Source organism: Ruegeria sp. HKCCD6119 (assembly GCF_013110585.1).
Classification (GTDB): domain Bacteria; phylum Pseudomonadota; class Alphaproteobacteria; order Rhodobacterales; family Rhodobacteraceae; genus Ruegeria.
Window position 1 is genome coordinate 921,589 of sequence record NZ_WVQV01000001.1, and the last position, 19,858, is coordinate 941,446.

Here is a 19,858-nt window from a genome sequence, read left to right on the forward strand (position 1 = left end):
TCACTTGGGCCGCGCTCTTCACCTATCGGGCGTTGCCAAAGCCCGGTTCCGCTTGCACTTTGGGTGCTGAATGGTATTGAGCGCGCAATCTGCTTTTTATCCAAAGGAACAACGCCCGTGGACCTGACTGCGCTGCGCAAAGCCAACCCCGAACACTGGGACAAAGCTGCGGCCATCCGCACCCTGACCCTTGACGCCGTCGCCGCCGCAAATTCCGGCCATTCCGGCATGCCGATGGGCATGGCCGATGTTGCGACCGTTCTGTTCGAAAAGCACCTGAAATTCGACGCCTCGGCCCCGAACTGGCCGGACCGCGATCGGTTCATCCTGTCGGCTGGCCACGGTTCGATGCTGGTCTATTCACTTCTCTATCTCACCGGTCATGCCGACGTGACTCTGGAAGAGATCAAGAATTTCCGCCAGTTGGGCGCCAAGACCGCGGGCCACCCTGAAAACTTTCTGATCGATGGTGTTGAAACCACGACCGGCCCGCTTGGTCAGGGTATCTCGAATGCCGTGGGTTTCGCCATGGCCGAGGAAATCCAGCGCGCGCATTTCGGCAAGAAGGTCGTGGATCACTATACTTACGTGATCGCGGGCGACGGCTGTCTGATGGAAGGCGTCAGTCAGGAAGCGATCACTTTGGCCGGCCGCCATGAGCTGAGCAAACTGATCGTCTTCTGGGACAACAACAACATCACCATCGACGGCACTGTCGATATCGCTGATCGCACCGATCAGGTCCGCCGGTTTGCGGCTTCTGGCTGGCACGTGATTGAAATCGACGGCCATGACCCCAAGGCCATCGATGCGGCCATTGTTCAGGCGAAAAAGTCCAAAAAACCAACCATGATCGCCTGTGAAACCCATATCGCTCTGGGTCATGCTGCGCAGGACACCTCGAAAGGTCATGGGGCACTGACGGATCAGGATCAGCTGAAAGCCGCGAAAGAGGCCTATGGTTGGCCCCACGACACATTCGAAGTTCCAGCCAACGTCAAATCCGCATGGGAAGCCATTGGTGCACGCGGCGCAGACGAACGTGGGGCTTGGGAAGAACGTTTTGCCCAGCTTTCCGAGAGGAAACAGGCCGAATTCAAACGCGCCTATGCATTTGAGGCCCCCAAGCGGCTGGCTGGCGCCATTCGTGCGTTCAAAAAGCAGATGTCTGAAGAGCAGCCGAAACTGGCCACCCGCGCCTCGTCCGAAAAAGTTCTGAACGTCGTGAACCCGATCATGACCGAGACTGTTGGCGGCTCGGCTGACCTGACCGGATCGAACAACACAAAATCGGCTGATATGGGCGTGTTCCTGCCGGAAAACCGCAAGGGTCGTTACATCCATTACGGTATCCGTGAACACGGCATGGCTGCTGCGATGAACGGCATGGCGCTGCATGGCGGTATCCGCCCCTATGGCGGCACCTTCATGGCCTTCACCGACTATGCCCGCCCGTCCATGCGTCTGGCGGCGCTGATGAAAATCCCGTCGGTCTTTGTGATGACCCATGACTCAATCGGTCTGGGCGAAGACGGCCCGACCCACCAACCGGTCGAGCATCTGGCCATTTCGCGCGCGACACCGAACACCTATGTGTTCCGCCCTGCTGATACCGTCGAAACGGCTGAGGCCTGGGAACTGGCGCTGACCTTCAAGGACAGCCCCTCGGTCCTGTCGCTGACCCGTCAGGGCGTGCCGACCGTGCGCAAGGATCACAAGACCAAGAACCTTGTTGCTCAGGGCGCTTATGTTCTGGCCGAGGCCGAGGGTAAGCGTCAGGCCATCCTGATCGCGACCGGTTCGGAAGTGTCGCTGGCGATGGAAGCCAAAGCGATGCTTGAGGCTGAGGGCATCGGCACCCGCGTCGTCTCCATGCCCTGCATGGAGTTGTTCGCGCAGCAGGACGAAGCCTATCGCAAGCGCGTTCTGCCCTCCGGCCCCGTCCGCGTCGGCATCGAAGCCGCCGTCCGCGCGGGTGGCTGGGACCGCTGGCTGCTGGGCGAGCGTGGCCGCGAAGCCAAGGCAGGCTTCATCGGCATGTCCAGCTTTGGCGCCTCGGCCCCTGCCGGTGAGCTGTACAAGCATTTCGGCATTACGGCCGAAGCAACTGTGGCCAAGGTCAAGGAATTGTTGGGACTGTAAGACAGTCCCTTCTGATCGAGCAAAGGGCGGCTTTGGCCGCTCTTTTCATTTTGGTTTCAATGCGTTTCGGATTTGCTGAACAGGGGCATGATTATCTTGGTTGCCACCGGGATCAAAACCAATCCCCAAGCCAAACCAAATACGCCATCCATCGTGGCCTTGGATACCCACTCAACCGCACCAACCCATTGATCAGACACGGAATGTCCAATGGCATAGGCCCAATCATGGATATGATGGCCCAGCCAGCCAAAACCCAGAACCTCCATCCCGTGGATGACGATCGAGCCCCCCACCCACAGCATCGCGGCAGTTCCGACAATGGACAGTGTTTTCATCACCCCGGGCATTGCCTTGACCAACCCTCGGCCCAGACCGCGACCGATAGGTGTTGGCGCGTTCTGCGCCAGAAAAAGTCCCACATCATCCATTTTCACGATCAACGCGACGGATCCATAGACGGCCACCGTCACGCCGATCCCGACAACAGCCAGCGTCGCGGCCTGCATCCACAGGTTCGGGGCTTCTATCGCCGCCAGTGCAATGGTCATGATCTCGGCAGACAGGATGAAATCAGTCTTGATGGCGCCCTTGACCTTTTGCTCCTCCAGGTGGCCCGGATCGCGGATTTTCATGTCGTCCTCAATCACATGGCTGCCATGAGGAAACAGAACATGAAAAATCTTCTCGGCCCCTTCAAAACATAAATATGACCCGCCAAGCATCAACAAGGGCGTGATCAGCCACGGCGCAAAATTGGCCAGCAACAAGGCGACGGGCAGCAAGAGTATGATCTTGTTGAAGATCGACCCGCGCGCAATGCGCCAGATGATCGGCAACTCGCGCGCCGGGGCGAAACCCTGCACATATTTCGGCGTCACCGCTGCGTCATCGATGATCACACCGGCGGTTTTGGCCCCCGCTTTGCCTGCCGCCGCAACCACATCGTCCACTGATGCCGCCGCAACCTTGGCAATGCCCGCCACATCATCCAACAGGGCCAAAAGACCACTCATCGCGTTTCCCTTCAATCTGCTGTCGCCAACCGGACCCTACCTGATCCAACGGCTAGCGCAAGCGTTAGCGCAACCGGCGCAGGTTTGCGCTAACACCTTAAAAATATGCCGCTTTTGCCCTTTTGAGATTCCCTTTTCGCCGTTATATGGCCCTCAAAGCAAGCGCATCTGGAGACGTCATATGACCATCAAGGTCGGTATCAATGGTTTTGGCCGTATTGGCCGCTGCACCCTGTCGCACATCGCCGCGTCCGGGCGCAACGACATCGAAGTGATCAAAGTCAACGCAACTGGCCCGTTGGAAACCTCGGCGCATCTGTTGAAATATGACAGTGTTCACGGGCGTTTTCCGCGCGACGTCACCATTGACGGCAATACCATGGATCTGGGTCGCGGCCCGATGCAGATGTTCTCGACCTACGACATGACCGAGTTGGACTGGGAAGGCTGTGACGTCGTCCTCGAATGCACCGGCAAGTTCAACGATGGCCTGAAGGCCAAAACGCATCTGGAACGTGGCGCCGGCAAGGTACTGCTGTCGGCTCCGGGCAAGAACGTGGACAAGACCATCGTTTTCGGCGTCAATCACAACACGCTGGCCGCCAATGACAACATGGTTTCGAACGGTTCGTGCACGACCAACTGCCTCGCCCCGCTGGCCAAGGTGCTGGACGAGGGCGTCGGTATCGAACACGGTATCATGACGACCATCCACGCCTACACAGGCGACCAGCCGACACTGGACCGTCGCCACAGCGACCTCTACCGCGCCCGCGCTGCTGCAATGTCGATGATCCCGACCTCGACCGGCGCCGCCAAGGCGCTGGGTGAAGTTCTGCCGAACCTGAAAGGCCGCCTGGACGGTTCCGCCATTCGCGTCCCAACCCCGAATGTTTCGGCGGTGGACCTGACGTTCCGTGCCTCACGCGACACAAGCACGGCGGAAATCAACGCGATCGTCGAAGAGGCCGCCAAAGGCCCGATGCAGCGCGTTCTGGGATATGAGCCCGCTCCGCTGGTGTCGACCGACTTCAACCACACCGAGGAAAGCTCGATCTTTGCACCGGATCAGACCCGCGTCGTCGATGACCGCATGGTCCGCGTTCTGGCCTGGTATGACAATGAATGGGGCTTCTCGGTTCGTATGGCCGACGTAGCTGTTGCGATGGGCCGCCTTAACTGACCCTTCGGACTTCGCTTGTACCTTGATGCCCGCTCAGGTTATCTGAGCGGGCATTTTACGTTCGGGACAGCCATGACCAACCAAATCGCTATCTGGCTCGGCCTTCTTCTTCTCGGCGTTATCATGTTGGATGTAGCGCTGTACGGCACCGAACATCTGCTTTTCCTCGGAAAGAAGCTTTACGACTTTCTGGACTGGCTCGCTTTCTGGCGCTGACAGAGGTTTTCCTTGACATTTCGCTTGATCTGTCATTGTTAGCGCTAACTCATCTTACTGAGACATTTGGACGGAGCAGACCATGACCTTGAAACTGGCGATCAACGGATTTGGACGGATCGGGCGCGGGGTTCTGCGCGCGGTGATGGAAAGCGGACGTACAGACGTTGAGATCGTCGCGATCAACGATCTTGGAAAACCCGAAATGAACGCGCACCTGTTTGAATTTGACAGCGTTCACGGCCGCTATCCCAACCCGGTTACGCTCAGCGATGCAGGTCTGGACGTGGGTCGTGGTCCAATTCGGCTGAGTAACGAGCGCAACCCCGAGGATCTGCCCTGGTCGGATATTGACGTCGTTCTGGAATGTACGGGTGTGTTTCGTACGCGCGAGGCGGCGGAACGTCACTTCAAGAACGGATCCCGGAAAGTTCTGATCTCTGCCCCGGCCCGAGGTGACGGCGGTGTGAAAACCATCGTCTTTGGCGTCAACGATGGCGAACTGACCGCCGATGATCTGGTGGTGTCAAACGCATCCTGCACCACCAACTGCCTGTCTCCTGTTGCTGCCGCTCTGGATGCCGGCCTTGGTATCAAGCACGGCAACATGACCACTGTTCACGCTTATACTGCCAGCCAGCCTGTGCATGATACAGTGGGAAAAGATCCCTACCTGTCCCGAGCGGCAGCGCTGTCGATGATCCCTACGACAACCGGTGCGGCCGCTGCCGTGGGCCTGGTGCTGCCGCAACTCAAAGGAAAACTGACCGGTCAGGCCATCCGCGTTCCAACCCCGAATGTCTCGGTCGTTGATCTTGTGGCCGAGGTTTCACGCCCCACGACCGAAGAAGAGGTCAACCAACTGTTCGTCGATGCGGCTGCCAAAATCCCCGGCGTTCTTGCCGCGGAAAGCCGTCCTCTGGTTTCCATCGACTTCAATCACGACCCGCACAGCTCGACCGTGTCACTGGCTGAAACCAAGGTTACTGATGGCACGCTGGTTCGTGTGCTGGCGTGGTATGACAATGAATGGGGCTTTTCGAACCGGATGCTTGATACGGCGGCCGCAATGGGTGCCCTAGCCTAACCTTTTTTTCAGCGCATCATTGACACGGGGCGTGACGAATTTCGACACGTCCCCGTTCAACCGGGCGATTTCCTTCACCAGCTTGGACGCGATCGCCTGATGGCGCGCTTCGGCCATCAGGAACACGGTCTCGATCGAATCGTCCAGAGCCCGGTTCATGCCGACCATCTGAAACTCGTATTCGAAATCGGCAACCGCACGCAGGCCGCGCACGATGATTTGTGCGCCTACATCCCGCGCACAATCAATCAGCAGGTTTTCGAAGGGGTGCGCGATGATTTCGGTTCCGGTCTGCTCGGACAGCCGGGCGCATTCCGCTTCGATCATGGCCACGCGCTCTTCCAGCGAGAACAGAGGGCCCTTGTCCCGGTTGATGGCCACACCGATAACCAGTTTGTCCACCAAAGCTGCCGCCCGACGGATGATATCGATGTGCCCCATGGTGATGGGATCAAAGGTTCCAGGATACAATCCAACCCGCATCGCGCCCTCCTGCGCAACAAAATTTCTGCGCAAGCAAACATAACTTTGCTGCAGGTGCAAGTGATTGCTTGGGCAACCCTTGTCGTCAGTGCCCCATTATCATGCCTTCAAGGGCATCTTTTTCCATCGCAAGTTCGGAAAGCTGAGCCTTCACCACATCACCCAAAGTGACAATACCTACGAGTTTTCCGTCTTCAACCACCGGCATGTGGCGAAATCGCCCCTCTGTCATACGGGACATGATGTCTTCCACGGTGGTCTGGCGCGTCGCCGTGACGAGGTTCTGGGTCATATAAGACTTAACCGGTTGGTTCAGACAACCACTGCCGCTGGCCGCCAATTCCCGGACGATGTCACGTTCTGACAGGATGCCGACCGCGGTATTGCCACCGTCGTCGGAAACAACGACCGTACCGATGCGCTTGTCCGCAAGAATCTTCGAGGCCTCTGAGACTGTCGCCGTTGACGCCACGGTCACGACACCATCTGTCGCTTTGGACTTCAGGATGGCCTGAACTAGCATGAAGAATACCTCCGGAATAATAACACTTATTCCAAAGCGTTGCGCGATTGCCGCGACCTGTCAAGCGTCGGGGCCTGCTTCCAAACGAAGCACTTCATCGCGAATACCGCGTGTCAGGGCATCCGCAAAGCGGTTCAACCGCTCGTTGCGCTGGTCACCCTGATGCCTGACCAGATAGAAGCTGCGCGTCAAACTCACTTGATCCGTCAGGATTTTCCGAAGCCCCGGGTGGAATGGCAACGTGAAATCATGCGCCACGCAAACCCCTGTTCCCAGGCAGACCTGCCGCAGTTGAACCGATACCGAATTCGATGCAAGAGCGACACGGTCAACGCCAATGTCATTCAGGTAGTCAAGTTCCCGGTCAAAGATCATATCAGGGATATAGCCGATCAACCTGTGGCCCTTCAGGTCAGCTATGCTCCGGATCGGATCATGTCGCTTCAGATACTCTTCGGTCGCGACCATGTGCAGCTTGTAGTCGCTGATTTTCTTCACCAGCAGCTGACCGGCGGTCGGCGCACTGACCGTAACCGCCATATCCGCCTCGCGACGGGACAGGTTGATCACACGCGGAAGCGCCAGGATCTGAATGTCCAGATCAGGGTTTGCGTCGCTGATTTTGGCACACACCTGCGGCAGCAGATAGTTGGCACTGCCGTCCGGCGCGCCAATCCGGATTTGCCCGCTCAGGGTTTTCGTTGGTCCTGTTACCGCCCCGGCCGCCGCGCGCATCGCTTCTTCTGCGTGCAGCCCGTGTTCCAACAGCCGCTGTCCCGCCGGGGTCAGAATATAGCCTTGCTGCGACTTGGTGAACAATGTGGAATCCAGCGTCGCCTCCAGGCGCGCAATGCGCCGACCAACGGTGGCCGGGTCGATCTTCAGGATACGACCAGCGGATGACAGGCTTTCCTCGCGCGCGACAGCCAAGAATATCCGCATATCATCCCAATTTGGGGTCATTTTGATCCCTTTTGCATTTTTGCAAAACTCTTTTGAGACATTGCCTCTGTTCGCGGGATTTCTGCAAGCCTATTCTGCGCGCAAATCTATCGGAGGAGCTATTGATGCAAAACCTGACCCATTTCCTGAACGGCGAAATGGTCGCCGGAACGTCCGGTCGTTTCGACGACGTCTACAACCCGGCAACGGGTGAAGTTCAATACAAGTGCCCGATGGCCAGTGCAGCGGAAACCACCGCCGCGATCGAGGCCGCCGCTGCGGCCCAGCCCGCATGGGGCGCAACCAACCCGCAAAAGCGCGCGCGCGTCATGATGGCCATGGTCGGCCTGATGAACCGCGACATGGACAAACTGGCCGAAGCGCTGAGTCGCGAGCACGGCAAAACCATCCCCGACGCCAAGGGTGATTTGCAGCGTGGTCTGGAAGTGATCGAATACTGCATTGGCGCGCCGCAGATGCTCAAGGGTGAGTTTACCGACAGCGCGGGCCCCGGCATTGACATGTATTCCATGCGCCAGCCTCTGGGCGTTGTCGGCTCGATCATGCCATTCAACTTTCCGGCCATGATGCCGCTCTGGCATGTTGGCCCTGCTCTGGCCTGCGGTAACGCCGTTGTTCTGAAACCGTCCGAACGCGACCCGTCCGTGCCCCTGATGCTGGCTGAACTGTTCGTCGAAGCCGGCCTGCCCAAAGGCGTTTTCCAGGTCGTAAACGGCGACAAGGAAGCTGTCGACACCATCCTCGACAGCGAGATTATTCAAGGCGTCAGCTTTGTGGGTTCAACCCCGATCGCACAGTATATCTACAGCCGCGCAACCGCGAATGGGAAACGAGCACAGTGCTTCGGCGGTGCCAAGAACCATATGATCGTCATGCCCGACGCCGATCTGGATCAGGCCGCGGACGCGCTGGTTGGCGCTGGTTTCGGTGCGGCCGGCGAACGCTGCATGGCAATCTCTGTCGCGGTTCCCGTTGGGGAAGAAACCGCAGACAAGCTGATCGAAAAGCTGATCCCGCGCGTCGAAAAGCTAAAAGTGGGCCCCTACACCGCTGGTGACGATGTCGACATGGGCCCTGTAGTAACAGCGGCCGCGAAACAGCGCATTCTGGGCCTGATCAATTCAGGCGTCGAACAGGGTGCGAAACTGGTTGTCGACAACCGCGACTTCAGCCTGCAAGGCTATGAGGACGGTTTCTTTGTCGGCCCGCACCTGTTCGACAACGTGACGCCCGAGATGGACATCTACAAACAGGAAATCTTTGGCCCGGTTCTGTCCACCGTGCGCGCGGGTTCTTACGAAGAGGCCCTTAAACTGGCGATGGATCACGAGTACGGAAACGGCACCGCGATCTTTACCCGCGATGGTGATACCGCACGTGACTTTGCCAGCCGTGTAAACATCGGAATGGTCGGCATCAATGTTCCGATCCCGGTTCCGCTGGCCTATCACACCTTCGGCGGTTGGAAGAAATCCATGTTCGGCGATCTGAACCAGCACGGCCCGGACAGCTTCAAGTTCTACACCCGCACCAAAACCGTGACCGCACGCTGGCCGTCTGGCATCAAGGAAGGTGGCGAGTTTAACTTCAAAGCAATGGACTGATCCTACAGTTTCATGACGCTTGAAGCCCGGCCCGTTCAACGGCCGGGCTTTTTGCATCTTTCCGCCGAAAAACCTGCTTTCGTCCAATCGGTCACAGGAAATTCAAGTGGTTCACTCTGGAAAAATCCAACCAACACCCATATTTTGGCGTGAACATTGTACTGAGCAGTGAACTTATCGGAGGCAACCTTGTCCCAATCTCGTATAACCCGTCGCTCTGCCTTGCTGGGCGTGGCCTCTTTGGTGGCAACACCTGCCCTTGTTCGGGCACAAAGCACGGATGCTTTCCCTGAAACGGAAGACGCGATCAGTACGCAATTGCCGGTCCGACGCAATATATCGTCCTTCTCGCAACAGAGTTGGCAGGACCATTTCGATGAATTGGGCGTTGGATGCCTGCTGGCCGACATCACCAGCCGCGCCGTCCATTACTGGGGGCCTGACGGCACCTACAAACTGTACCCAAGTTCCGTGCCCATGAGCGAAGAGCTTACCAAACGCGGGTACACGAAAGTTGTGCGTAAAACCGAATTCCCAAGCTGGACACCTACGGCATCAATGCGCGAACGAGACCCTTCGCTGCCACTTCGGATGGAAGGTGGCGATCCCGGCAACCCACTGGGAACCCGCGCCATGTATCTGGGTTGGCCTGCCTATCTTGTCCATGGCACGCACGACACGCGCAAGATCGGTCGTCAGAGCTCGTCAGGTTGCATTGGCCTGTACAACCAGCATGTCGAAGAGCTGTATCCGCTGGTAAAAGTTGGCACACAGGTTCGACTGGTCTGATCCACCCTCTCTAAAACGCAAAAGCCCCGGTCGGTCGCCGGGGCTTTCTTGTCTTCGGAAGACGGCATTTATTCCGGCAGGATTACCGCGTCGACGACGTGGATGACGCCATTGCTGGCTTCAATGTCGGCCTGTACGACCTTGGCGTCGTTCACTTTCACGCCGTTTTTGGCGTTGACGCTCAGCCGGTCGCCCTGAACAGTCAGAACCTTGGCGCGTTTGCCCGCGATATCTCCAGACATAACCTTGGCCGGTACCACGTGATAGGTCAGAATCGCGACCAGTTGATCCTTGTTTTCTGGTTTCAAAAGCGTCTCGACAGTGCCTTCAGGAAGCGCAGCAAAGGCTTCGTCTGTGGGTGCAAATACCGTGAACGGACCATCCCCTTTCAGGGTGTCAACCAAGCCTGCAGCCTGAACGGCGGCGACCAGAGTATTGAACGACCCGGCGGCAACGGCGGTGTCGACGATATCAGCGGCCTGAGCTTTGAGCGGCATAGCAAAAGCAAGTGCGGCGGCTGCGCCCATGAATGTACGACGGAACATAGCTGTCTTCTCCTCTCCAGCGTGTTATGGAAAGGGTTACGGACCTTTTGCCGCAATGGATCACTTTGGTTTCAGTTTTCTTTGAGCTGCACCCAGATGCTTTGCGCCCGCCCCTCGGCCAGGAACGGCAAGGCAACAACGGCATCAGGCCGATCCTGTTGCAGGTAATACCCCGGCCAAAGCATTGAATACGCGCCAGATTGCAGCAAGCTGTGCAATACGTACTGCTCTCCCCAGCCTGGGCAATCATAGAAGAAGCGCTTGGGATATTCGTAGGGCAAAAAAACATCGTGAACGTGGATCACCACCCCGGGATTCAGAGACGGTATAATGCGGCAGAACAGATGTGCGACATCGTTGCTCATCCGCACAACATGGCTGGAGTCGATGAACAGAATGTCTCCAGCCTCCAGCTCTGCGAATAGCGCCGGGTCAGTTTCTTCAAGACGTTTTTGTTCGAACCGGTCGACCACATGGGCAATATCGGCGCGAGGGTACGGATCAATCGCGGTAATGGTGGTATCCAGATTGCCATCGATGATTGCCTGACGGGACACACGGGTGGAATTACCGCATCCGACCTCTATCACGCGTTTGGGCTGAAAACGGCGGATCATCAGATACAATGCATCCGCATCCGGGCTGTCATAGTAACCATTGCCGGTACGATAACCGGTCTGGTTGCGTGCGGGATCTTTCAGCGCCTCCAGGGCAGCTTTGTGACGCTCGTATTCCGCCACAAGTTGAGAGATGTCGAACCCCTCCATCCCTGGCGACAAAGCATAAGCGGGGCGCGTCAACCCACCCGCCGCTTCGAAGGCTTCCAGCCGCGCCCGTTCATCCTGTTCCGTAACTCTGTCGACCAGTTTCACCCCCAATTCTTCAAGGGCGGCATTGATCTTCGGGAATTTTCTGGGTTTCAAGGCGCTGGCTCCGCGATCTGTGATGCAATGTTCCTTACCGTTGCGAACCGTTTCTCTGCAAGGGCAAGCCTGTCAAACCCTTGGCAAAACGTAAATTTCCGTATTCACTGATGGAACGGACAACTGTGAGGGGCCCCATGCAGCAGGAATTTACACTCGGGATCGAAGAAGAATACCTGTTGGTGGATCGTGACAGCCTGCAATTGTCCGAAGCCCCCGAAGCGCTGATGGCGGCCTGCCAAAGCGATTTCGAAGGTCAGGTCAGCCCCGAGTTCCTGCAATGTCAAATCGAGGTTGGAACCAGACCACACGCCACGGTCGCTTCGGCGCGCGAAGACCTGAAGCGGCTGCGGTCATGCGTTTCGAAACGGGCCGCCGAATACAACCTTTCCCCTATCGCCGTCTCGTGCCACCCGTTCGCCAACTGGAAGGATCAACACCACACCCGGAAAGAACGGTATGACGCGCTGCAACATGCATTGGGCGGCGTTGCCCGGCGGATGCTGATATGCGGGATGCATGTACATGTTGGAGTCGAGGACCCTGCCCTGCGTGCCGATCTGATGCCGCAACTGTCATACTTTCTTCCTCATCTTCTGGCGTTGTCCACGTCTTCGCCCTATTGGAACGGCGAGGATACCGGCCTGTCTTCATACCGGCTGACGGTGTTCGACAACCTGCCCCGCACCGGGCTGCCGCCCGTGTTCGCCAGCTGGGGCGAGTATGAACGGAACACAGGCATTCTGGTCGAGCTTGGGGTCATCGAAGACACCACAAAGATCTGGTGGGATCTGCGCCCCTCACATCGTTTCCCAACTTTGGAAACGCGGATCATGGATGTTCAACCCCGTCTGGAGCACACTTTGTCGTTGGCGGCACTGGTTCAGGCATTGACCCGGATGCTGTGCCGTCTGAAGGATCGCAACCTGCGCTGGCGGCAATATGATCGTTTCCTGATCGGTGAAAACCGCTGGCGCGCACAGCGCTACGGAGTGGGTGAAGGGCTGATCGATTTCGGCGACCGGTCAGTCAAACCCATGTCTGAACTGATCGGCGACCTCATGGGGTTGTTGGCAGAAGACACCGAAGCACTTGGCACGATGACCGAGCTTGCACAGCTCAGGCAGATCGCGGAAAACGGCACTTCCGCCACGCGCCAACGCCGTATTCATGCCGAGGCATCAGCGCGCGGTGATGATCCCGGCCAAGCCGTCGTGCGCCACCTGATCGAGGAATTTCACGCCGATCTCTGAACGTTTCCGGCTTGCGACCCGTTTCAACCGACTCATTGTTGCGCCTGCAAAATTTCTGTAAGAATTCAGAAATAAACAACCGTTCAATTCATTGCCGACGGGAGGGAGCGTCATGGATTTCGCACTCAGCGAGGAGCAAACAGCCATATTCGACATGGCGCACGCGTTCGGGCAGGAAAACATCGCCCCCTTTGCGCGCCAGTGGGAGGCGGACGGAACCATTCCCAAAACCTTGTGGCCCCAGATAGGCGAGCTTGGTTTCGGCGCGCTTTACGTATCCGAGGAAAGCGGAGGGTCAAATCTGACCCGCCTAGATGCCACGCTGGTTTTCGAGGCGCTGTCGATGGCCTGCCCCTCAGTCGCCGCCTTCCTGTCGATCCACAACATGTGCGCCAAGATGTTGGACAATTTCGCGGATGATGACCTAAAGGCGCGCATCATGCCGGATGTTCTGAGCCTGAATACGGTTCTGAGCTATTGCCTGACCGAGCCCGGTTCCGGCTCTGACGCGGCGGCCTTGAAAACCCGCGCCGAACGCACCAACGAAGGATATACGTTGAACGGTACCAAGGCGTTCATCTCGGGCGGTGGCTATTCGGATGCCTATGTTTGCATGGTACGCACCGGTCAGGACGGGCCCAAGGGGATCTCGACCGTCTATGTCGAGGACGGCACGCCGGGGCTCAGCTTTGGGGCGCTGGAACAGAAAATGGGCTGGAAAAGCCAACCCACTGCGCAGGTTCAGTTCGACGACTGCAAAATTCCCGCTGGCAACCTCGTGGGCACCGAAGGCGACGGCTTCAAATACGCGATGATGGGCCTCGATGGCGGACGTCTCAATATCGCGGCCTGTTCTCTTGGGGCTGCTCAGGCCGGGCTGGATATGACCCTGCAATACATGTCCGAGCGCAAGGCGTTCGGCCAATCCATCGATCAGTTCCAGGCCCTTCAGTTCCGTCTGGCGGATATGGAGATCGAATTACAGGCGGCACGCACCTTCCTGCGCCAGGCGGCGTGGAAACTGGACAACGGCGCGCCCGATGCCACGAAATTCTGTGCGATGGCGAAGAAATTCGTAACCGAAACCGGGTCGAAGGTGGTGGATCAGTGCCTGCAACTGCATGGCGGGTACGGATATCTTGCGGATTACGGCATCGAAAAGCTTGTGCGCGATCTTCGCGTGCATCAGATTTTGGAAGGCACGAACGAGATTATGCGCGTGATCGTCGCGCGTCAAATGCTCGCCAATCGCTGAGGCCCCGATGTCAGACATTGAAATCCGCACCACAGGCCGTGCCGGTCGCATCACCCTCACCCGTCCCCAAGCGCTGAACGCGTTGAGCTATGACATGTGCATGGCCATCGACACGGCGATGCGCAACTGGCGGGAAGACGATGCCGTTGACCTGATCGTTCTGGACGCCGAGGGGGAAAAAGCCTTTTGTGCAGGGGGCGACATCGCCGAACTTTATGAAACGGGCACCAAAGAAGATTATGCGTATGGTCAGAAGTTCTGGCGGGACGAATATCGTCTGAATGCCCTGATCTTCGAATATCCCAAACCAGTCATCAGTTTTCTTCAGGGGTTTACCATGGGCGGGGGTGTCGGCATCGGCTGCCATGGCAGCCACCGTGTCGTCGGAGAAAGCTCCAGGATTGCCATGCCCGAATGCTCGATTGGCTTGATTCCGGATGTCGGCGGGTCACTGATGCTGGCCCTCGCACCGGGGCGACTGGGTGAATTCCTTGGGACTACGGGCTTCAGGATGGGGCCTGCGGACGCGATCTTTGCGGGGTTTGCCGACCATTTCATCCCGCAATCGCAATGGTCTGATCTGATCGAAATTCTGGAAGCGTCTGGAAATGCGAAACTGGTGGCCGAACATGCCGAAATACCACCCAATGGTGAATTGGCAGGGGTGCTGACGGAAATCGACAAACATTTTTCCGGTGAAACTCTGGGCGACATCCTGATCAGCCTGCGCAATGACGATCAGGAATTTGCAGACAAAACTCTGGAAAAAATAATGAAAAACGCGCCGCTTTCCGTGGCCTGCACGATCGAGATGCTGCACCGTTTGCGTGGCCCCTCTCTGACCGTGCGGCGCGCGTTGGAGATGGAATACCGCTTTACCCACCGGGCGATGGAGCATGGTGATTTTCTGGAAGGTATCCGCGCGCAGATCATAGACAAAGACCGCAACCCGAACTGGCAGTTTTCCGATACGGACATCCCCCTGGTGGCCGTCTCGAAAATGTTGCAGCCATTGGGTGCGGACACCCTGACATTCGAGGAGGACTGAGAGATGCAGATCGGGTTCATAGGGCTGGGAAACATGGGGGCGCCCATGGCGGCCAACCTGGCAAAGGCTGGCCATCAGGTTCTCGGATTCGACACGGCCGGTGTTGTCGTTGACGGGGTGACTCTAGCCGATACCGCGACAGAAGCCGTCGCCTCTGCCGATGCAGTCATAACCATGCTGCCGAATGGCGCCATCCTGCGGGCCGTTGCAGATCAGATCATTCCCGCCATGGCGAAGGGTGCCGTGCTGATCGATTGCTCGACAGTTGACGTGGACAGTGCACGCGCAGTCGCGGAACAGGCCAGCGGCGCCGGTCTGCTGTTCGTGGACGCTCCGGTTTCGGGGGGTGTCGGCGGCGCGGCAGGTGGCACCCTGACATTCATGGCCGGCGGGTCAGACGACGCATTTGCAAAGGCGGCTCCTCTGTTCGACATCATGGGGCAGAAAGCGGTTCACTGCGGCGAAGCCGGAGCCGGCCAAGCCGCCAAGATCTGCAACAACATGATCCTCGGAGTGACCATGATCGCCACGTGCGAGGCCTTTGCCCTGGCCGACAAACTGGGTCTGGACCGCCAAAAGATGTTCGATGTGGTAAGCACCTCATCCGGATACAGCTGGACAATGAACGCCTATTGCCCTGCCCCGGGCGTTGGCCCGCAAAGCCCAGCCGACAATGACTATACTCCTGGATTTGCAGCCGAGTTGATGCTGAAGGACCTGCGCCTCAGCCAACAGGCCGCAACCAGTGCGGATGCGGATACACCGATGGGACAGGCCGCGACTGCTCTTTACGAGCAATTCGTCGAGACCGAAGACGGCAAGGGACGCGATTTCAGTGCCATGTTGCCACGGTTCGAAAAACGCGGACGTGAATAAGACAACTGGCGGCATCTTGCCCAACGATTTGACAGATATTGGGCAAGTGACCATCTAGGCAGTCATGAACAAATGGCCCCGGCTGGCCAAATCGCAAAGGAAGGCGACATGACGAGATTCTTGGTGACGACGGCAACTCTGGCGGCTTTGGCCCTTTCCCCAGTTGCCGCGGCGGCAAAGAACAAGGCCGGGCATTGCCCTCCGGGTCTGGCCAAGAAATCCGTTCCCTGTGTGCCGCCTGGTCAGGCTAAGAAAATCTACCGAGATGGAGACTTCATTACCAACGACTACCGTTGGATCAATGACCCCTATCGCTATGGGTTGAACCGAAACTATTCATATGTCCGTGCAGGTGATTACGTGTACCGGGTCGACCCCGAGACACGCAAAGTCCTGAACCTGATCGGCGCGATCGCAGATATTCTGAACTGAGGCCGCGTCTGGGCAGTTATTCTGCCGCGACGCGCGCGCCTTTCAGCATCGGCTTCAGGTATCGCCCGGTGTGGCTGCGTTCAACATCGACTATGTCTTCCGGTGTTCCGGTGGCGACGATTTCGCCACCGCCATCACCACCTTCAGGTCCAATGTCGATGATATGATCCGCGGTTTTGACCACATCCAGATTATGTTCGATCACCACGACAGTATTGCCCTGGTCGACCAATTCATGCAGCACTTCCAACAGCTTGCGTACATCTTCGAAATGCAGGCCTGTTGTCGGTTCGTCCAGAATATAGAGCGTCCGCCCGGTTGATCGTTTCGACAGTTCCTTGGACAGTTTAACGCGCTGCGCCTCACCACCCGACAGCGTGGTCGCCTGTTGACCCACCTTGATATAGCCAAGACCAACGCGGGCCAGCGCATCCATCTTGTCTCGGATCGAGGGCACGGCCTTGAAGAACTCCTGCGCATCTTCCACCGTCATATCAAGCACATCCGCAATGGACTTGCCCTTGAACTTGATCTCGAGCGTCTCGCGATTGTACCGCGCGCCCTTGCAGGTTTCGCAGGTGACATAGACGTCGGGAAGGAAGTGCATCTCGATCTTGATGACGCCGTCCCCCTGACAGGCCTCACAGCGGCCGCCTTTCACGTTGAAGCTGAAACGGCCCGGCTTGTATCCCCGCGCTTTCGCCTCGGGCAGCCCGGCGAACCAGTCGCGGATCGGGGTGAAGGCCCCGGTATAGGTTGCCGGATTCGATCGCGGAGTCCGCCCGATCGGGCGCTGGTCGATATCAATGACCTTGTCCAGATGCTCCAAACCCTTGATGGTCTCACACGGCGCAGGCGTTTGACGCGCGCCATTCAGGCGCATCGAGGCGGTCTTGAACAACGTCTCAATCGTCAGGGTCGACTTACCGCCACCAGATACCCCCGTGACACAAACGAACTTGCCCAAGGGAAACTCGGCCGTCACGTCTTTGAGGTTGTTACCCGAAGCCTTTACGACCGTTACCTTTTTCTTGTTCCCCTTGCGCCGCTCGGCGGGCACTGGAATCTCGCGTACGCCCGACAGATACTGCCCCGTGATCGAGGCCGCGTCCGCAGCGATCTGCTCGGGCGTGCCGTGGCTGACCACCTGCCCGCCATGCACACCCGCACCGGGGCCAATGTCGAACACATAATCGGCTTCGCGGATGGCTTCCTCGTCATGTTCGACAACAATCACGGTGTTGCCCTGATCCCGCAGATTCTTGAGCGTACCAAGCAACCGGTCATTGTCACGCTGGTGCAAGCCGATCGAGGGCTCGTCCAATACGTAAAGCACCCCGGTCAGGCCTGATCCGATCTGGCTTGCCAGACGAATGCGCTGACTTTCGCCGCCTGACAGGGTTCCACTTGAACGAGACAGCGTAAGGTATTCCAAACCAACATTATTCAGGAATCCCAGCCGCTCGCGGATTTCCTTCAGAATGGCCCGGGCGATCTCATTCTTCTGAGCGCTCAGATGGTTCGGAGCATCCTCGATCCAGGCAAGCGCTTCGCGGATGGACATTTGCACCACCTGACCGACATGCAGTCCCGCGATCTTCACGGCCAAGGCTTCGGCGCGCAGACGATACCCTTCGCAGGTGCCGCACGGGCGGTTGTTTTGGTACCGTTCGAATTCCTCGCGTATCCACGCGCTATCCGTTTCGCGATAACGCCGTTCCATATTCGGAATCACGCCTTCGAAGCTGCGTGTCACCTGGTACACACGTCCGCCCTCGTCATAGCGGAACTGGATCTCCTCATCGCCCGAGCCCCGCAGGAACACCTGCTGCACTTTGCTGGGCAGGTCTTTCCAGGGCGTGTTCTTGTCAAACTCATAATGACGCGCGATGGCCTCGATGGTCTGAAGGAAATACGGCGACTTGCCTTTCCTCCACGGCGCCAGGGCCCCGTCATACAATTTCAGCGTCTGATCCGGCACCACGAGACGCTCGTCAAAGAACAGCTCGACCCCCAATCCGTCACAATCCGGGCAGGCTCCGAATGGCGCATTGAACGAAAACAGGCGCGGTTCAATCTCGGGGATAGTGAAACCACTGACCGGGCAGGCAAAATTCTCGCTGAAGGTAATTCGTTCCGGCTCTCCTTCTCGTGGGGCGGTTTCCAGAATCGCGATTCCGTCCGCCAGATCCAGAGCGGTGCGCAGGCTATCGGCCAAACGCGTTTCCATGCCTTCACGAACAACCAGGCGGTCAACCACAACGTCGATATCGTGACGGAACTTCTTGTCCAATGTCGGGGGCTGATCCAGCTCGTGGAACTCACCATCCACCTTCACGCGCTGGAACCCCTGCTTGCGCAGTTCCAGAAATTCCTTCCGGTACTCACCTTTGCGGTCGCGCACGATCGGAGCCAGCAGATACCCCCGCGTGCCCTCCTCCATCGCCATGATGCGGTCGACCATGTCCTGCACCTGTTGCGCCTCGATCGGCTGGCCGGTGGCCGGGCTGTACGGCGTGCCTGCGCGAGCAAAGAGCAGACGCAGATAGTCATAGATCTCGGTGACGGTCCCCACGGTCGAACGCGGATTCTTCGAGGTCGTTTTCTGTTCAATGGAGATCGCTGGAGACAGTCCACTGATATGGTCAACATCGGGCTTTTCCATCATGTCGAGAAACTGCCGCGCATAGGCGGACAGGCTTTCGACATAACGGCGCTGACCTTCGGCATAAATCGTGTCGAACGCCAGCGACGACTTCCCCGAACCGGACAGCCCGGTGATCACCACCAACTGATCCCGAGGGATATCGACATCGATGCCTTTGAGGTTATGCTCGCGCGCGCCGCGCACCTCTATATTCTTCAGCTCAGCCATTTCCGGCCCCCAACAAACAAGTGGTTTAGAGATAGGCGAGCTTGCCCGAGTCTCCAACAGAAAAGTTAGAACATTTAGTGAACGTACAGGTTTTCGCCGACCAAATCAAACGATGGGCATGGAATCGAACAGCTCAATGCCTGGCTATCTGGCGAACTTATGATTTTAAGGGGAAAATGGCGCGGTTGACGGGGCTCGAACCCGCGACCCCCGGCGTGACAGGCCGGTACTCTAACCAACTGAGCTACAACCGCGCATCTATTTCATGGCCTTTGTCCTGGACCAAGGTAGGCAGCGATGGCGCGGTTGACGGGGCTCGAACCCGCGACCCCCGGCGTGACAGGCCGGTACTCTAACCAACTGAGCTACAACCGCCCGCTGCATGTTCATTGCTGAACGTTTGGGTGTATTATGGCCACGGTCGGGCAGCGTCAAGCGGCGTTTTGAAGTTTTTTGTCAGAATCCAGTTTTTTGTTTGCCCGCTGTTTTTTGCCCGCGCGAATTGCTCAATTTCCCTTGCAGTGCACCCCCGCGGAAGATATGACCGCATGTCATGGGTGATTAGCTCAGTGGTAGAGCGCTTCGTTCACATCGAAGATGTCAGGAGTTCAAATCTCTTATCACCCACCACCCCCTTTTCGGATT

The 19,858-nt window shown here is 57.7% G+C and carries 18 protein-coding genes and 3 tRNA genes; 12 read left to right on the forward strand and 9 right to left on the reverse strand.

Translation table 11 applies throughout. The annotated features are described in order from the left end of the window. The first annotated feature begins 117 nt into the window (after positions 1–117). Complete coding sequence (gene tkt, locus GS611_RS04675; RefSeq protein ID WP_171632717.1) at positions 118–2,142, forward strand: transketolase; 2,025 nt, start codon at positions 118–120, stop codon at positions 2,140–2,142. A gap of 56 nt (positions 2,143–2,198) precedes the next feature. Here the strand turns inward: tkt and GS611_RS04680 are convergent, their stop codons facing one another. Further along, the gene (locus tag GS611_RS04680) at positions 2,199–3,158 is read right to left on the reverse strand and encodes a DUF808 domain-containing protein (RefSeq protein WP_171632720.1); all 960 of its coding nucleotides are present in this window, start codon (positions 3,156–3,158) and stop codon (positions 2,199–2,201) included. Between the two features lie 181 nt (positions 3,159–3,339). Between GS611_RS04680 and gap (GS611_RS04685) the strand changes: the two genes are divergently transcribed. The 3 genes from gap (GS611_RS04685) to gap (GS611_RS04695) all read left to right on the forward strand — a co-directional run bounded on the left by gap (GS611_RS04685) (position 3,340) and on the right by gap (GS611_RS04695) (position 5,644). Next, positions 3,340–4,341 carry a type I glyceraldehyde-3-phosphate dehydrogenase gene (gene gap, locus GS611_RS04685; protein ID WP_152457871.1) on the forward strand — a complete coding sequence of 334 codons (1,002 nt, stop codon included), beginning with the start codon at positions 3,340–3,342 and terminating at the stop codon, positions 4,339–4,341. Between the two features lie 72 nt (positions 4,342–4,413). Beyond that, complete coding sequence (locus tag GS611_RS04690) at positions 4,414–4,557, forward strand: hypothetical protein (RefSeq protein ID WP_171632722.1); 144 nt, start codon at positions 4,414–4,416, stop codon at positions 4,555–4,557. Between the two features lie 82 nt (positions 4,558–4,639). Further along, positions 4,640–5,644, forward strand: a complete 1,005-nt coding sequence (gene gap / locus GS611_RS04695) for a type I glyceraldehyde-3-phosphate dehydrogenase (protein ID WP_171632724.1) — start codon at positions 4,640–4,642, stop codon at positions 5,642–5,644. On the opposite strand, the gene coaD is transcribed toward gap (GS611_RS04695), so the two are convergent. The 3 genes from coaD to GS611_RS04710 all read right to left on the reverse strand — a co-directional run bounded on the left by coaD (position 5,636) and on the right by GS611_RS04710 (position 7,613). Continuing rightward, entirely contained in the window at positions 5,636–6,127 is a 492-nt protein-coding gene (coaD, locus tag GS611_RS04700) for a pantetheine-phosphate adenylyltransferase (protein ID WP_152457869.1), read from the reverse strand. The two genes, gap (GS611_RS04695) and coaD, sit on opposite strands and share 9 nt — an antisense overlap. Before the next feature lie 85 nt (positions 6,128–6,212). Continuing rightward, a complete protein-coding gene (locus tag GS611_RS04705) occupies positions 6,213–6,650 on the reverse strand; it encodes a CBS domain-containing protein (RefSeq protein WP_171632726.1) in 438 nt (145 codons plus the stop codon). 60 nt (positions 6,651–6,710) lie between these two features. Further along, on the reverse strand, positions 6,711–7,613 hold the full coding sequence (locus GS611_RS04710) for a LysR family transcriptional regulator (protein ID WP_171632729.1): 903 nt from the start codon (positions 7,611–7,613) through the stop codon (positions 6,711–6,713). 104 nt (positions 7,614–7,717) lie between these two features. Here GS611_RS04710 and GS611_RS04715 point away from each other — a divergent pair, with 104 nt between their 5' ends. Further along, complete coding sequence (locus GS611_RS04715) at positions 7,718–9,217, forward strand: CoA-acylating methylmalonate-semialdehyde dehydrogenase (RefSeq protein ID WP_171632733.1); 1,500 nt, start codon at positions 7,718–7,720, stop codon at positions 9,215–9,217. A gap of 189 nt (positions 9,218–9,406) precedes the next feature. Further along, positions 9,407–10,006, forward strand: coding sequence for a L,D-transpeptidase (locus GS611_RS04720; RefSeq protein ID WP_171632735.1), 600 nt, complete (start codon positions 9,407–9,409; stop codon positions 10,004–10,006). A 68-nt stretch (positions 10,007–10,074) separates the two neighbouring features. Here GS611_RS04720 and GS611_RS04725 read toward each other — a convergent pair whose 3' ends face one another. Together GS611_RS04725 and GS611_RS04730 are read right to left on the reverse strand one after the other, a co-directional pair. Continuing rightward, positions 10,075–10,551: a fasciclin domain-containing protein gene (locus tag GS611_RS04725; RefSeq protein ID WP_152457864.1), complete on the reverse strand. Its 477-nt coding sequence runs from the start codon at positions 10,549–10,551 to the stop codon at positions 10,075–10,077. A gap of 71 nt (positions 10,552–10,622) precedes the next feature. Further along, complete coding sequence (locus GS611_RS04730; protein WP_171632739.1) at positions 10,623–11,474, reverse strand: class I SAM-dependent methyltransferase; 852 nt, start codon at positions 11,472–11,474, stop codon at positions 10,623–10,625. Positions 11,475–11,611: 137 nt separating this feature from the next. Between GS611_RS04730 and GS611_RS04735 the strand changes: the two genes are divergently transcribed. The 5 genes from GS611_RS04735 (at position 11,612) to GS611_RS04755 (ending at position 16,338) form a co-directional block, all read left to right on the forward strand. After that, positions 11,612–12,727: a carboxylate-amine ligase gene (locus GS611_RS04735; RefSeq protein WP_171632742.1), complete on the forward strand. Its 1,116-nt coding sequence runs from the start codon at positions 11,612–11,614 to the stop codon at positions 12,725–12,727. Between the two features lie 112 nt (positions 12,728–12,839). Continuing rightward, entirely contained in the window at positions 12,840–13,982 is a 1,143-nt protein-coding gene (locus tag GS611_RS04740) for an acyl-CoA dehydrogenase family protein (protein WP_171632745.1), read from the forward strand. 7 nt (positions 13,983–13,989) lie between these two features. Continuing rightward, the gene (locus GS611_RS04745; RefSeq protein WP_171632748.1) at positions 13,990–15,030 is read left to right on the forward strand and encodes an enoyl-CoA hydratase/isomerase family protein; all 1,041 of its coding nucleotides are present in this window, start codon (positions 13,990–13,992) and stop codon (positions 15,028–15,030) included. Positions 15,031–15,033: 3 nt separating this feature from the next. Then, a complete protein-coding gene (gene mmsB, locus GS611_RS04750) occupies positions 15,034–15,906 on the forward strand; it encodes a 3-hydroxyisobutyrate dehydrogenase (RefSeq protein ID WP_171632751.1) in 873 nt (290 codons plus the stop codon). Between the two features lie 108 nt (positions 15,907–16,014). Continuing rightward, the gene (locus GS611_RS04755; protein WP_171632755.1) at positions 16,015–16,338 is read left to right on the forward strand and encodes a hypothetical protein; all 324 of its coding nucleotides are present in this window, start codon (positions 16,015–16,017) and stop codon (positions 16,336–16,338) included. 16 nt (positions 16,339–16,354) lie between these two features. Here GS611_RS04755 and uvrA read toward each other — a convergent pair whose 3' ends face one another. The 3 genes from uvrA to GS611_RS04770 all read right to left on the reverse strand — a co-directional run bounded on the left by uvrA (position 16,355) and on the right by GS611_RS04770 (position 19,588). Next, on the reverse strand, positions 16,355–19,213 hold the full coding sequence (gene uvrA, locus GS611_RS04760; protein WP_171632757.1) for an excinuclease ABC subunit UvrA: 2,859 nt from the start codon (positions 19,211–19,213) through the stop codon (positions 16,355–16,357). A gap of 177 nt (positions 19,214–19,390) precedes the next feature. Beyond that, positions 19,391–19,467 (reverse strand) — tRNA-Asp (locus GS611_RS04765). A 44-nt stretch (positions 19,468–19,511) separates the two neighbouring features. After that, positions 19,512–19,588 (reverse strand) — tRNA-Asp (locus GS611_RS04770). A 180-nt stretch (positions 19,589–19,768) separates the two neighbouring features. On the opposite strand from GS611_RS04770, the gene GS611_RS04775 reads away from it, so the two are divergent. Beyond that, positions 19,769–19,843: transfer RNA gene (locus tag GS611_RS04775), tRNA-Val, on the forward strand. Positions 19,844–19,858: the final 15 nt, after the last annotated feature.